8 protein-coding genes and 1 other RNA gene are annotated in these 14,004 nt (G+C 58.4%); 3 read left to right on the top strand and 6 right to left on the bottom strand.

Annotated elements, in window-relative coordinates:
- The first annotated feature begins 50 nt into the window (after positions 1-50).
- Complete coding sequence (gene msrB / locus K3G63_RS17955) at positions 51-641, top strand: peptide-methionine (R)-S-oxide reductase MsrB (protein ID WP_220615489.1); 591 nt, start codon at positions 51-53, stop codon at positions 639-641.
- Positions 642-1,157: 516 nt separating this feature from the next.
- Here the strand turns inward: msrB and K3G63_RS17950 are convergent.
- From K3G63_RS17950 to K3G63_RS17930, 5 genes are all read right to left on the bottom strand, one after another.
- Positions 1,158-1,652, bottom strand: coding sequence for a hypothetical protein (locus K3G63_RS17950; RefSeq protein ID WP_220615488.1), 495 nt, complete (start codon positions 1,650-1,652; stop codon positions 1,158-1,160).
- Positions 1,653-1,733: 81 nt separating this feature from the next.
- Positions 1,734-2,996, bottom strand: a complete 1,263-nt coding sequence (gene icd, locus K3G63_RS17945) for an NADP-dependent isocitrate dehydrogenase (RefSeq protein ID WP_183404619.1) — start codon at positions 2,994-2,996, stop codon at positions 1,734-1,736.
- A gap of 201 nt (positions 2,997-3,197) precedes the next feature.
- Positions 3,198-6,302, bottom strand: a complete 3,105-nt coding sequence (locus tag K3G63_RS17940) for an insulinase family protein (protein WP_310794608.1) — start codon at positions 6,300-6,302, stop codon at positions 3,198-3,200.
- Between the two features lie 342 nt (positions 6,303-6,644).
- The gene (gene dnaX, locus K3G63_RS17935; RefSeq protein WP_220615487.1) at positions 6,645-8,795 is read right to left on the bottom strand and encodes a DNA polymerase III subunit gamma/tau; all 2,151 of its coding nucleotides are present in this window, start codon (positions 8,793-8,795) and stop codon (positions 6,645-6,647) included.
- 60 nt (positions 8,796-8,855) lie between these two features.
- Positions 8,856-9,611: a LuxR C-terminal-related transcriptional regulator gene (locus tag K3G63_RS17930; RefSeq protein ID WP_220615486.1), complete on the bottom strand. Its 756-nt coding sequence runs from the start codon at positions 9,609-9,611 to the stop codon at positions 8,856-8,858.
- 177 nt (positions 9,612-9,788) lie between these two features.
- On the opposite strand from K3G63_RS17930, the gene K3G63_RS17925 reads away from it, so the two are divergent.
- Both K3G63_RS17925 and ssrA read left to right on the top strand, forming a co-directional pair.
- Positions 9,789-11,963 (top strand): prolyl oligopeptidase family serine peptidase, encoded by a 2,175-nt coding sequence (locus K3G63_RS17925; RefSeq protein ID WP_220615485.1) that lies wholly within the window; start codon positions 9,789-9,791, stop codon positions 11,961-11,963.
- A gap of 244 nt (positions 11,964-12,207) precedes the next feature.
- Positions 12,208-12,578: a transfer-messenger RNA gene (gene ssrA / locus K3G63_RS17920) on the top strand.
- Between the two features lie 338 nt (positions 12,579-12,916).
- Here the strand turns inward: ssrA and K3G63_RS17915 are convergent.
- Positions 12,917-13,939: a LacI family DNA-binding transcriptional regulator gene (locus K3G63_RS17915; RefSeq protein WP_220615484.1), complete on the bottom strand. Its 1,023-nt coding sequence runs from the start codon at positions 13,937-13,939 to the stop codon at positions 12,917-12,919.
- Positions 13,940-14,004: the final 65 nt, after the last annotated feature.

The raw sequence follows: 14,004 nt of genomic DNA, 5'->3' as shown, positions 1-14,004 counted from the left end.
GATGGGGGTAGCAACTGCGTATGTGTAGCTACACCTCTAGTATTTGCACCATGCTATTCCGCATTGTTGGGCTGCTGCTGGCCGCCACCTGCTGTTTCTCCTGCGAGGGGCAGGCCCAAACCTCGCCTGCTAAAGCAAAAGCTTCAGCCGCCACCAAAACGGCCGCCAAGCCCGCTACCTCTGCCACCGGCCGCAACCCCTACTACTCCCGTACCGATACTACCCGCCTGCGCCTCTCCGATGCGCAGTGGAAGCAGGTGCTCACGCCCGAGGTGTACCGCGTAGCCCGCGGCAAAGACACCGAGCGCCCCTTCACCGGCAAATACTGGAACGCCGAGGCCAAAGGCACCTACTACTGCGCTGCCTGCGGCAACGCCCTATTCCGCTCCACGGCCAAGTTTGCCAGTGAGTGCGGCTGGCCCAGCTTCTTCGAGCCTCTGCGCACCAAAGCCGTGCGCTACGAGGCCGATAATACCCTCGGGATGGAGCGCACCGAAGTGCTCTGCGGCCGCTGCGACTCCCACCTCGGCCACATCTTCAACGACGGCCCGCCGCCCACCGGCCAGCGCTACTGCATGAATTCCATCGTCCTCGATTTCGTGCCCAGTAAAAGTCCTGCATTCGGTGTGCTAGGCAACTAGTGCCTACCCCTACACCTGGCTTAAACCTCACAGAGCGCTCCACCTGGGGCGCTCTGTTTGTTGTTGGGCTACTCCGGCGGTTGCAGTCTTTACTGTATTCGCACGGTTGTCACCCCGCCAACGCGTCGTCTGAAAAGACGAAGCCCCGGCTGCGGGAACAACCGGGGCTTCAGGAAGTGAGTGATTAGCGCACCCTCAACCTGATCAGTTATGGGTAAACGTGCGAAAAAGAAATCAGTTGACAAAGCCAATTGGTTTCACGTCGTGTTGAAACTGACGAAAGCAGTTCTAACAGGCACAATTCGAACTGTGGTCAGCCACTGGCTCGGACATCCTCAGGATGGCGGCGGTCAGAGCTTCGGCTCTGGGCGCCGTTTGTGCATCTGGCAGACCGACTATCTATCAGATGCACAAACATACGGAAGATGCAAAAAAAGGGATAATAGGTTGTCCTTAGTGACTCTTTAGCACATAGTCATATTGGCTGTGTGCTTAGAATCTGATTGAAGTAAGTAGTTATAATATGAATAATTCAGAATTAGGCAACGCCCTAATCTGTGGATTTCTGTATACCATTTTATAAATAAAGCTCAGAAGTCGTTGAAATTCTTTTACCCTATTGTCTGCTGTTTCACAGCCATTTTCAAATCTCACTTTATGTTCAACACCGTTACAGCGAGTGGCTAGATTATCAGTTGATGAAGGGTGAATTATACCATTACACTGTGGAGTTAAAACTGCCGGCAGAGTAAAGAAATGTGTGTTTCCCATCATTCTATAGATAGAGTCCTTTTGTTGGGAGGTGAAATCAAAATGGACAGTGGTATCTCTGAATACCTCTCCTGCTTTATTTGAAGCTATTCCTCGCCTAGTAAACGTACCCTGAAATGTGTTGATAGTGTCAGTATAATCTTCTATTCTAAGCGTAAAATCAGCGGGTGCATGTGCAGGTTGAGTGCAAGTAGTTGTCGATAATAAAATGAACAGTGCAGTTGGATATAAAGCTTTCATGTAGGTTAATGAAACAAAAACCCCGCGCCGGCCTTGCAGCCAACGCGGGGTTTCGTGGTTTAATTGGCTAGTGCCAAGCTACTACATCCGGCTGATAATCTCGTCGCCGAACTCGCTGCACTTCAGCAGGGTAGCACCGTCCATTAGGCGCTCGAAGTCGTAGGTTACGCGCTTCGAGGCAATGGCAGCTTCCAGGCCTTTGTAGATCAGGTCGGCCGCTTCCTGCCAGCCCATGTGCTCCAGCATCAGGGCACCCGAGAGGATAACCGAGCCGGGGTTCACTTTGTCGAGGCCAGCGTACTTGGGCGCGGTGCCGTGGGTAGCTTCGAAGATGGCGTGGCCCGTTACGTAGTTGATGTTAGCACCGGGCGCAATGCCGATACCACCCACGATGGCGGCCAGGGCGTCGGAGATATAGTCGCCGTTCAGGTTCAGGGTAGCCACTACCGAGTAATCGGCGGGGCGGAGCAGGATCTGCTGCAGGAAGGCGTCAGCAATGCTGTCTTTTACCAGAATTTTGCCGCTTTCCAGAGCAGCTTTCTGCTGGGCGTCGGCTACTTCCTGGCCTTGCTTGGCCGCTACCTTGTCGTACTGAGCCCAGGTGTACACTTTGTCGCCGAACTCACGCTCTGCCAGCTCGTAACCCCAGGTTTTGAAGGCACCCTCGGTGAACTTCATGATGTTGCCCTTGTGCACAATGGTCACCGAAGGCTTGTTGTTGTCGATGGCGTACTGAATAGCAGCGCGCACCAGACGCTCGGTGCCTTCTTTCGACACAGGCTTAATGCCGAACGAAGACGACTCGGGGAAGCGGATTTTCTTCACACCCATCTCATCCTGCAGGAATTCCAGCATTTTCTGAGCCTGGGGCGTGCCGTTCATGTACTCGATGCCGGCGTAGATGTCCTCGGTGTTTTCGCGGAAAATCACCATGTCGGTCAGGTTCGGCTGCTTCACCGGCGAAGGTACACCTTCAAACCACCGTACCGGACGTACGCAGGCGTACAGGTCCAGTTCCTGGCGCAGGGCAACGTTCAGCGAACGAATGCCACCACCTACGGGGGTAGTCAGGGGGCCTTTGATGCCCACGAGGTAGTCGCGGAAGGCATCCAGGGTTTCGTTGGGCAGCCAGTTACCAGTCTGCTTGAACGACTTCTCGCCGGCCATTACTTCTTTCCACACCAGCTTGCGCGAGCCGCCGTAGGCTTTTTCTACTGCCGCGTCGAACACGCGGACGGAAGCCGCCCAGATGTCCGGACCCGTGCCGTCGCCTTCGATGAACGGGATGATGGGTTGATCGGGCACATTCAGCTTGCCGTTCTTGATGGTGATTTTCTCTGCCATTGTTGAAAAGATTGTCAGGTGTTACGTGACAGGTATTTAGGATTGTGGGTTTTGAAAAATGTTGCTTCTGCTACCCCACCTGTCATCCTGAGTGCGACGAAGGACCTCTACCGTTAGTAATTGAGTAGCCCTACAATGAAGCGGTAGAGGTCCTTCGCTGCGCTCAGGATGACAGGCAAGATGGTAGTAACGACATGGGACCTAGTAGCCGAAAATCTCTTTCAGCGTGAGTTGCTGGACCTGGCCGTATTTGGCCAGCTCCTTGAAGTTGAGGCGGTCTTTAGAACCGATAACCAGAATCGTTTGGGGCTGACCTTTCACGCGGGCCTGCTGGAATTTCTGCAGATCCTGGAAGCTCATGTTGGAGGTCTGCTCGTACACGTCGCGGCGCACATCGTAGTCGAGGCCGAGGCGCTTGGCGCGCTCGTAGCTGAACAGAATGTCAGACTTGGTGATGCGCTCGGTGGCAATGCTGTTGCGGATGCTCTGCTTGGCAATCTGCAGGTTGGCTTCGGCCACGGGCATATCGTTGAGCAGGGTGTTCATGCCGGCCATAGCCTCGGGCAGCTTGTCGCTCTGGGTGCCAATGTAGCTGAGGTTGTAGGAGCTGCGCCCTACCTTATCGGCTGAGGCAAACCGCGAGGAAGCCGAGTACGCCAGCGCCTTCGACTCGCGCAACTCCTGGAACACAATGCTACCCATCGAGCCGCCAAAATACTCGTTGTAGAGGCTGGTCGTCGGCAGCAGGCCCTTGTCAAACACCGGCCCCTTGCTCAAAAACAAGATTTCGGCCTGTACCATGTTGTAGTCCACCCAGTACACCTTGCGGTCCGTCATCGGTTGCTCAGCAAAATCCTTATTGGCCGGAACGGGGGTAAGGGTTCGGGCTGGACCTTCTACAGAATTCCTAACGTTGGAGCGAAACTTCTGGGTAGTCAGCGAGGGTAGCTCCTTGATAGGAGTTGTGTATAGAACTTGTAGTTCTTGCTCCAAGCCAAATACAGGTGAGGTAGCTACGCGGTTCTCCGAACCCTCGATTTTGCCCTGTTTGCTTGACAAAGGACGTGGACCGTAGTATAGAATACGATGCTGATAGGTCGGGAGCTTCTGAATCAGCGCAGTGAGTTGCTCGGGCTTTAAAGCTTTCAACTCTTTCTCGCTGAGTTGGCTAGTGAAAGGATTTTTCGCGCCGTACTTGGCGTAGTTCACCAAGGCCTGGTTTAGAATCACGCCTTTGTTCAGCTTAGCATCCTGGCGGGCTTTGAGCACCCCAGCCACCATGTTCTTAAGGGCAGCCGCATCGGGTTTGGGAGCATGCAACAGGTTCTCAAACAGAATCAGCGCCGCTTCAAAGTTGGTGTCGAGGCCGGAGAGGCTGACGAAGGTGCGGTCCTGGCCGCTTTGCACCGAGAAGGAGCAGCCGAGTTTGTAGAATTCCTGCTGGAGCTGGGCGGCGTTGTACTTGCCCGTGCCCAGGTACTGCAGGTAGTCGGTGGCGAGGCCCAGCTTGGGGTCGTGGTTCGTGCCTAGGTCGAGCACGTAGTACAGGTTGAAGAGGTTGTTCTCGGCGTTGTGAGTGTAGTACACCGGCACGCCCGAGGCCAGCTTCGTTTCCTGAATGTCTTTCTTGTAGTCCAGGAACACCGGCTGCAACTCCGGCGAGGTCATGCTGGTTACCTGCTTGTAGAAGTCGGAAGCGGCTTCGCGGTTCACCGGCACGGGCGTAATGGCGGGCTTCACCACTTTCACCTTGTTGGGGTCCTGGCCGGTTCGCTTGTATACCAGGGCGTAGCCGGGGCCGTAGTACTGCTGGGCCACGCGCATCACTTCTTCCTTGGTGATGGTCGCGAAGTCGTCGAACTGCTTGAGGTAGTCTTTCCAGTCCTCGCGGGCCACGAAAGCCGCCACGAAGGCGCCGGCGCGGGCCTCGTTGCTCTCGTAGCTTTTGGTGCGCTGCAGCTGCTCGTTGTTGATGATGGCCGGAATCAGCCACTCCGGGAAGTCACCCTTCTTTACCTTGCTGAGCTCACCCAGCAGCAGGTCGCGCACCTGGTTGAGGCTCTGGCCCTGGCGGGGGGTAGCGTAGAGAATGTGGGTGGAGTAGTCGTTATTCAGGTCCGTGAACGAAGCGGCGCTCAGTACGGCCTGTTTCTGGTTCAAATCCAGGTCAATAAGGCCGGCCTGTCCGTTGCTCAGAATCTTGTCGATCATGCGCAGCACCAGCGCATCACGGGTGGCGGTGCCGGGGAAGCGGAACCCGACCATGACGTTTTCGGCGTCGGGGCCCAGCACTTCCTTCACGATAGGGGCCGTAATCGGTGCTTCCTGGGCGGGCGTGAAGGCTGGCACCGGCTTGGGTTGCAGCTTGCCGAAGTATTGGTCAATGATGCGAATGGTCTGGTCGTAGTCCAGGTCACCGCTCAAGCACAGGGCCACGTTATTCGGCACGTAGTACTGGCCGAAATACTTCTTGATTTCTGTAATCGAAGGGTTCTGCAGGTGCTCGATGGTCCCGATGGTGGTCTGGGTCCCGTACTCGTGCTTCTGGAACAGGCTGGCGTTCATGGCCTCGAATTCCTTGCGGAAGTCAGAGTCCAGGCCGCGGTTCTTTTCCTCGTACACGGCTTCCAGCTCGGTGTGGAACAGGCGCGGCACCATTTCCTGCATGCGCTCGGCCTGAATGGCGGCCCACTTTTCCAGCTGGTTGCTCGGAATATCCTCTTGGTACACCGTCTGCTCCACGGAGGTGTAGGCGTTCGAGCCCTTGGCCCCGATGGCGCCCATCACCTTGTCGTACTCGTTGGCTACGGCGTACTTGGCCGCCACGCTGGAAATCGAGTCAATCTGGTGGTAGGTGCGCTTGCGGGCGGCGGGGTCGTTGCGCTGGGCGCGGTACTGCTCGTAGAGGGCCTCAATCTTATCCAGCTCCACTTTCTCGGCGGCCCAGTTCTGGGTGCCCAGCCGAGAGGTGCCCTTGAACACCATATGCTCCAGGTAGTGGGCCAGGCCGGTAGCGGTGCTAGGGTCGTTTTTGGAGCCAGCGCGCACCGCCAGGTAGGTCTGGATGCGTGGGGCGTCGTCGTAGTCGGAGAGGTAGACGGTCAGGCCGTTGTCCAGGGTGTAGATGCGCGCTTTCAGCGGGTCGCCCTCCACGGTCTGGTACTTGTACTCTTTCGGCTGCGGGGTGGAGGTAGTGGCTGTTTCGGTGGGTGAGGCCGTGGAGGTAGCCGTTGGCTTGCTCGTCTGGCACTGGGTGAGGCCAAGCGTAGCCAGGGCCGGGAAGAGAAGCAGCAGGGGTTTTTTCACGGGCAAATCGACGCGGAAAGCAGAGCAGGAAAGGACAAGGAGCCAAAGATAGGCGGCCCCCCCGGGAATAAAAAGCTTGACAAAGGCCCCGCGCCCGCGAAGTGCGAAAAAATGTGTATAGGGAGTGTCTTATCCTGTCATCCTGAGCACAGCAAAGGACCTTTTGCGCTTTGTTGGAGGAGTAGGTACCTTCTGGCGGGACTCTTGCTCCATCAGGATGACAGGTGGCTTTGTTGTCCTCTTGGCGAAGGAAGAGCCTGTACCGCTTCGTTGTTCCCCCAGCAGGGTAGCCAGCAGCAGAGGCCCTGGGCCTCGTTCAAAATGACAGAAAAAACTAACAGCTTAAAAATCAGCGTCCAGCCCTAGCTTTTGCTTCATGGCCGTGAGCATGGGATACTTCTCCATCAGGTACTCCAGCTTATCGTTGGAGGTGTAGAGCTTGCGGCCGGTTTCCACCCGCTCCACTACCTCGGCTTGCACGTTGAGGCGGGGGTAGCCCGTGCGGCGGCGCAGCTCCCCCAGGAACTCCGCCCGAAACTCGTTGAACTGGTCCTCCTGCACGGGGTTATCTACCCGCAGCACAATCAGGTGCTGCTCGTTGGCCTGCACGGGGCGGTTAAGCAGGCTGTAGTGCATCATGCTGATGGCCTTACGCTCCTCGGTCAGCTCTTTCCACACCCGCTGCAACACCTCGTCGTTGATGGTGGGTAGGCCAGTCACGGGGCCGCTGGGCTCAGCTTCCACGGCGGCTTTGCCGGCTGCGGCCTGCTGCTCCAGCTGCGCCTTCATGGCCGATAGGCTCCCCAGGCCCGGCAGCTTGGTGCCCAGCCCCAGGGGTTTACCGGTGGGCATTCCGGGGCGGGGCGGGGGTAGGGGAGCGGCCGTTACCGGCGTTTGGCCCGGCTCATGACCGGCCACGCTTGGCGTACCAATTTCCACGTGCGGCACCGTGTCGCGGATCAGGCTGGTGGGCGGCACCAGGGTAGCGGCCTCGTCCTCAATGCTGAGTGTATCGTGCAACTCCTCCACGCCGCTTTCCACCGGCACTACGGGTTCCGGGTCAGCCGGGGCCGACTTCGGCTGGGGAATGGGGGTAGGCACGGGTGCTGCCGGTTCTGACACCGGAGCAGCCGCTCCATTCCCGGCGGCTTTTGCATAAGCCGCCGGTGCTCCGGCCGTGCCATCCGCTACCTGCTGGCCGTTTACCGGGGCGGCGGGGGCTACACTACTTTTTTTTTTCGCCTCGCCGTTACTGGCAGGCGCGGCGCCGCTGCCCAGGTCGCGGGCAAACTGCACGGCGCTGTTGAGGTAGGCCAGCTTCATGAGCATCAGCTCCACGTGCAGGCGCTGGTTTTTGGCCTGCTTAAACTCCCGGTCGCACTGGCTGACCAGGTTCAGAGCCGAGAGCAGGAAGGGCAGGGGTGCCGCCTGGGCTTGCTGCACGTAGCGCGCCCGAATGTTGTCGGAAACTTCCAGCAGCTGTACCGTCACGGGGTCCTTGCACACCAGCAGGCCGCGCAGGTGTTCGGCGGCGCCCACCACAAAGTTGTGCAGGTCAAAGCCGTTCTGGACTACCTCTTCCAGCAAGAGCAAGGTCTGCGAGAGGTTTTCCGTCAGCAGGGCATCTACCAGCCGGAAATAATACTCGTAGTCCAGAATGTGCAGGTTCTGCACCACGTCCTTGTAGCGCAAGTCGTGGCCCGAGAAGGTCACCATCTGGTCAAACATGCTCAGGGCGTCGCGCAGGCCCCCGTCGGCTTTTTGGGCCAGCAGGTGCAGGGCGTCATCCTCGGCCTTGATGTGCTCCTGGGTTGCCACGTAGCGCAGGTGCCCCCGAATATCATCGACCCGAATCCGGTTGAAGTCGAAGATCTGGCAGCGCGAGAGGATGGTGGGGATAATCTTGTGCCGCTCGGTGGTGGCCAGAATGAAAATGGCGTAGCTCGGCGGCTCTTCCAGGGTTTTCAGGAAGGCGTTGAAGGCCGCATTCGAGAGCATGTGCACTTCGTCGATGATGTACACCTTGAAGCGGCCCTGCTGCGGGGCGTAGCGTACCTGCTCCACTAGGCTCCGGATGTCTTCCACGGAGTTGTTGGAGGCCGCGTCCAGCTCGTGCACGTTGAACGAGGCGTTTTCCTGGAAAGCCCGGCACGACGAGCACTTGCCGCAGGCTTCCAGCTCGAAGGGCGTGTTGTCGGGGTCCGGGGCTGTTTGCAGGGCGTCGGGCACGATGTCGGGCTGGCTTTTCAGCAGCTCCGAAACCGGCCGGCCTTTGCGCACGTGCTCCTCTACAAACTCGCAGTTGATGGTTTTGGCCAGAATGCGGGCGCAGGTGGTTTTGCCTACCCCCCGCGGACCGCAGAACAGGAACGCCTGGGCCAAGTGCTGGCTCACAATAGCGTTCTGCAGCGTGGTAGTAACGTGCTGCTGCCCAACTACGCTGCGAAACGTAGCGGGGCGGTATTTCCGGGCCGAAACAACGAAATTCTCCATAAGTCCTGGCTACAAAGATACCCCGAAAAGCCGGGGTTTGGAAGCCAGAGCCACCGCTTCTTATCCGGCCACGCCCAATACCCGGCACAGGGCCGCCGTGCGGTTATCTACCTCCAGCTTGGCGTAAATATTCTGCAAATGATTCTGCACCGTGCGCGGACTGATGTTGCACACCCGACTGATTTCTTTGTCGGAGAGGCCGCGCATAAGGTGCTCCAGAATCACAGTTTCGCGCGGGGTAAGCTCGCGGGTGGCGGGCCGTGCGGCCGGAGCGGCTTGCTGCAGCTCCCGCACCGTCTGGCTGAGGCGTACGGCTGCCTGGAAGTGGGGGACCAACAGCTGCAGCAGGGCTTGGTCGGTGGCCGTAAAGTCGCGGTGGGAGCGGTTGATGGCGCACGTAATCTGGCCGTAGTGCGCCACCGATAAGCCCACTACCAACTGGTGGGTAATAGCCAGTGGCCGGTAAAAATCATAGTGCAAGGAGCTGTTGAGGAAGCGCTTGAGCGATACTACATCGGTCGTGCGCACGGGCTGAGTCCAGCGCTGCTCTATAAGGGCTGGAAACAGCGGGTGCTCCGGCAGCTGAGCGGCCAGCTGAGGAAAATCGAGCACGGAAAACATGGCCTCGGGGTACGCCCCCAGGTGGCCTATGCGCCCACTCGGATCAACCCCATCGAAGCACGCCGTTTCGGCCTGGATGGCCAGTGCTGCCGCTTCCGAAAGCCTATCGAACAAGGTGCTGGGTTCCAGCTCGGCGTAAATCAGGGCAACAGCCTGGTTCAGGCGCAGAAAATCGGCGGTGCGGAGGCGAAACATGGCAGAGCAAGTAAGGCAACCAGGGGCGTTTTAGAAAGAATAGGCTATAGGTAATATTACTCATTTTCTGGACGATAGCAGCGCGTAGCTTTGGTCACAACCGAAGCGGACGCGGCAAGTCTGGCGGCCAGCTGGTGTTTTCCTTGTTCCACCCCACGCAACCACGCACTCCCCCTTATGCTTAAACTTTTCTGCTTCCTACCAGCACTTGGGCTGGTAGCCACGGCCGCGCTGGGCCAGCCCACGGCGCCCTCGGTATCCGCTACCGACACCTACTTCGGGGTGCAGGTGACGGACCCCTACCGCAACCTGGAGAACCTTACCGACCCGGCCGTGCAAACCTGGATGAAAGCCCAGGCCGCCTACGCCCGCCAAACCCTCGACGCCATTCCGGGCCGGCAGGAACTCATCAATAAAATGAAGGAGTTCGATGCCCGCAAAGCTTCTGTAGTGGGCCGCCAGGTATTCATAGCCGACAACGACCGGTACTTCTACCTCAAAACGCGCCCCCAGGACGAGCAGCCCAAGCTCTACTACCGCGACGGCTACCAGGGCACCGAAAAGCTGCTCTTCGACCCCGAGAGCTTCGAGTCGGGCAAGGTGTACACCATCAATGAGTTTGCGGCGGCGTATGATGGAAGCAAAGTGGCCTTCTCGCTCAGCGAGAAGGGTAGCGAAATAGGCGAAGTGCGCATTCTGGAGGTGAAAACCCAGAAGCTTTACCCGGAGCGCATTGCCCGCCCCTGGGGCAGCGGCGAGTGGCTGCCGGACAACCAGAGCTTCACCTACACGCCCCTCAACAGCGCCGACGTGAAGGACCCTGCCGCCCGCCTCAACACCCAGGCTTACGTGCACCGGGTGGGCACTCCGCAAAGCCAGGATAAACCTGTTTTCTCGGCTAAGCTCTACCCGAAGCTGGGCATCCAGCCCGCCGAGTATCCCTACGCCGGCATCGACCGGGACACGAAGCTGGCTTATGGCTTCCTGGGCAGCGTGGACCGCTACCTCTACGCGTACTACGCACCGGCCGCGGCCCTAACCAAGCCGGCCATTCCCTGGCAGCCCCTCTTCAAGCCCGAGCAAGAGGTGACCAATCTGGCCTCAGATGAGCAGTATATCTACTTCACTACCTCGAAGAATACGCCGCATGAGAAAATTATGCGCATGCCAGTCTCGAAGCCTAACGTAGCCACGGCCGAGTTGCTGGTGCCTGAAAGCCCTGACGAGGCCATCAACGACGAAGAGCTTAAGACTACCAAGGACGGGCTGTACTTTGTGCGCACCCGCAACGGGGTAGAAGCCAAGCTGTATTTCGTAGCCAGAGGCAGTAAAACCGTTCAGGAAGTCAAGCTGCCGCAACCCGTTGGCACGCTCAGCCTGCAAAGCAAAAACGCCCAGTCTCCGGACCTGTGGATTAGTGCCGTGGGCTGGATTACGGACCGCCAGCGCTACCGCTACACGGCCGCTACCCGGCAATTCACGCCCGAGCCCTTGTCGTCGGAAAGCCAGTACCCGGAGTTTGCCGACCTTACGGTGGAAGAAGTGATGGTGCCCTCGCACGATGGCGTACAGGTGCCGTTGTCGTTGGTGTACCGCAAGGGGCTGCCCCGCAATGGCACAGCGCCCGCCCTGATGGTGGGCTACGGCGCCTATTCCAAGTCCACGGGCCCGTTCTTTTACCCGCCCTACCTGCTCTGGACCCAGCAGGGCGGCATGCTGGCCGTGCCCCATGTGCGCGGGGGGGGCGAGCTGGGCGAGGCCTGGCACAAAGCCGGCCAGAAAACGACCAAGCCCAACACCTGGAAAGACCTTATTGCCTGCGCCGACTACCTGGTAAAGCAGCAGTACACCGGCCTGGGCAAAATTGCCATCAATGGAGGCAGCGCCGGGGGCATCCTCATCGGGCGGGCCATGACGGAGCGCCCCGATTTATTTGCCGTTGCCATGCCGGAAGTAGGCTGCCTGAACGCCGTGCGCATGGAAAACTCGCCCAACGGCCCCGTAAACGTGCCGGAGTTTGGTACCGTGCAGAAAGAGGAGGAATGCAAGGCCCTGCTGGAAATGGATGCCTACCACCACCTAGTACCCGGCACTAAGTACCCCGCTACCCTCGTGACGGCCGGCATGAACGACCCGCGGGTAATTGCCTGGCAGCCCGCCAAGTTTGCCGCCCGCCTGCAAGCCAGCACCACCTCCGGCAAGCCCGTGCTACTATTCACCGATTACGAAGCCGGCCACGGCATCGGCGACTCCAAGCAGAAGCAGTTTGAAACCATGGCCGACTTGCTGGCCTTCGGCCTCTGGCAAACGGGGCACCCCCGCTTCCAGCCCAAAGCGGCGGCTATGAAGTAGCCGAAAACCCTACAGTAGAACGTCATTGTGAGCTTGTCGAGACATCTCGCGTGTTTTCACAGACCGTCATGCAGAGCGCAGTTCTGCATGACGGTCTGTGTGCTTTCTACAATGGTTTTGGGCTACTCCCGCTCTATAAACAGGGTGGCTGGCAGGAACAATTTTACCAGCAGGCAACGTTTTCTTCTCAGCGTGCGTACATTTGCACCCCGCTCCCCGGAGCAGGAATCGTTCTTTACCAATTGGGGCTGACCGGAATTGACAGCTTGTGCAGGTCGCGAGTAAGCGTGTCGGGAGTTGGATGAATCTCCCGTTAAAAAGTCGTCCAAACAACAACCGGCGAGTATAGCTACGCCATGGCTGCCTAATCTAGGTATTAGGTAATTGCCATCGTCCCGCATCCGTCCTCCTTCTCACGGGTGAGTTCGGGGCGTCGTAAGTAGTAGGATAGTCTTGGGGGCGCTGCGACTCCAGGGCGAAACTCAAGCAGATAAGGGCAAACCAAGGGCCTGATGTGCGCCTGGGATGTCACGAAAATTCAAGCATAGATACACACGTAGAAAGCTCGACGGCTTCCTTGTCTGGACCAGGGTTCGAATCCCTGCAGCTCCACTTTAAACCCGCTTCATGGCATCATGGGGCGGGTTTTTCGTTTTCGGCTACCTTGCGGGCACGTTGGGGCAAAGTTGCTGATTGACGGAGTGCAGCCTGCAGGCGGCTAGCGGCGGTTGGCTTTGTAGGGTAGGCAGCACAGGTGGCGTAAGGCTGAGCCGGAGGATGAGAAGGCCCGGAAATGTGCCTTGCTATCCTGAGTGCCTGCTTGGTTTCTAGCTAGCGGCCACAAAGGGTAGCCCGGTCACCATTCCCGTCAGCCCCAACCTGTTTCCGGTACCGCTGCGCCACCCAGTCTGGCGCTATCCGCTATACAGCCTACGCAACACGGCACGGCTGATCTAGCGGCGTTGAGAGGAATCCCGAATTAGCAGGTCGGGCTGCAGCACAATGCGGCGGGGGGAAAAAATTTCGCTTCGCTCTTCCCGCATTTCCAGAAACAGCCGCACCGCCGATTGGCCCATCTGCTCACAGCGCTGATCCACGGAAGTCAGCATGGGCTCGGTCAGGGACGTGAAAGTTTCGTTGCTGAAGCCGGCCAGGGCAATATCCTGGGGCACACGCAGCTTGGCGCGTTTCAGCACTTGCAAAGCGCCAACGATGGAAAAGTCGCTGGCGGAGAAGACCGCATCCGGGCGCTGCCGCAGGGTCAGCATCTGCTCCATGCCCCGAATGCCGTCGTCCACGGTCATGTCGCAGTGAAAGATTAGCTTTTCGTCCACGGGCAGGCCGTGTTCCTGTAAGGCGTCGAGGTAGCCCAGGCGGCGGTTCTTGTAGATGTTCAGGTGCAGCGGACCGCCAAAATGGGCAATCCGGCGGCAGCCTTGCGCAATCAGGTGCTTAGTGGACAGGTAGCCGCCCTCCCGGTCGTCGAGCACCACGGCGCTTACGTTCTGGCCGTCCAGCACCCGGTCGAAGAAAACGAGGGGAATTTCCTGCTTGGCCACCTTCTCGAAGTGCTTAAAGTCGCGGGTGGTGCGGGCCAACGACACCAGAATGCCCTCTACCTGAGCACTGAGCAGCGTTTCGATGTTTTTGCGCTCGTGGGTAACGTCTTCGTTCGATTGGCAAATGAGCACGTTGAAGCCCGCCTTGGTAGCCACTGTTTCAATGCCTTTTACCACCAACGTGAAAAAGTGCCCGTCGATGTGCGGCACGATGACCCCCAGCAAATTGCTGCGGCCCTTGCGCAACCCGGCGGCCAGATGATTAGGCTGGTAATGCAACTCTTTGGCTAGTTTCCACACCCTCTTCTTGGTGGCGTCACTGATGCTGGGATGGTCGCTCAGCGCCCGCGAAATGGTGGAAACGGAAACGCCCAGCTGCTTGGCCAGATCAGAAATAGAAGCTTTCGTGCGCGCCAAGGCTTTGCCGGATTAGAAAGAAGAGGAGTTCATTTAGCCAACTATATGCGCAAATCTTACGCAAA

Origin of the sequence: Hymenobacter sp. HSC-4F20, assembly GCF_019599275.1 — a bacterium.
In the GTDB taxonomy this organism is placed as follows: domain Bacteria; phylum Bacteroidota; class Bacteroidia; order Cytophagales; family Hymenobacteraceae; genus Hymenobacter.
Note: the sequence above shows the minus strand (reverse complement) of the source record. Positions and strands in the feature narration are given on the sequence as shown.

Excerpts from the sequence above, each read along its gene's own strand:
- msrB (WP_220615489.1), top strand. The coding sequence starts at position 51 with ATGCTATTCCGCATTGTTGGGCTGCTGCTGGCCGCCACCTGCTGTTTC.
- K3G63_RS17950 (WP_220615488.1), bottom strand. The coding sequence starts at position 1,652 with ATGAAAGCTTTATATCCAACTGCACTGTTCATTTTATTATCGACAACT.
- icd (WP_183404619.1), bottom strand. The coding sequence starts at position 2,996 with ATGGCAGAGAAAATCACCATCAAGAACGGCAAGCTGAATGTGCCCGAT.
- dnaX (WP_220615487.1), bottom strand. The coding sequence starts at position 8,795 with ATGGAGAATTTCGTTGTTTCGGCCCGGAAATACCGCCCCGCTACGTTT.
- K3G63_RS17930 (WP_220615486.1), bottom strand. The coding sequence starts at position 9,611 with ATGTTTCGCCTCCGCACCGCCGATTTTCTGCGCCTGAACCAGGCTGTT.
- K3G63_RS17925 (WP_220615485.1), top strand. The coding sequence starts at position 9,789 with ATGCTTAAACTTTTCTGCTTCCTACCAGCACTTGGGCTGGTAGCCACG.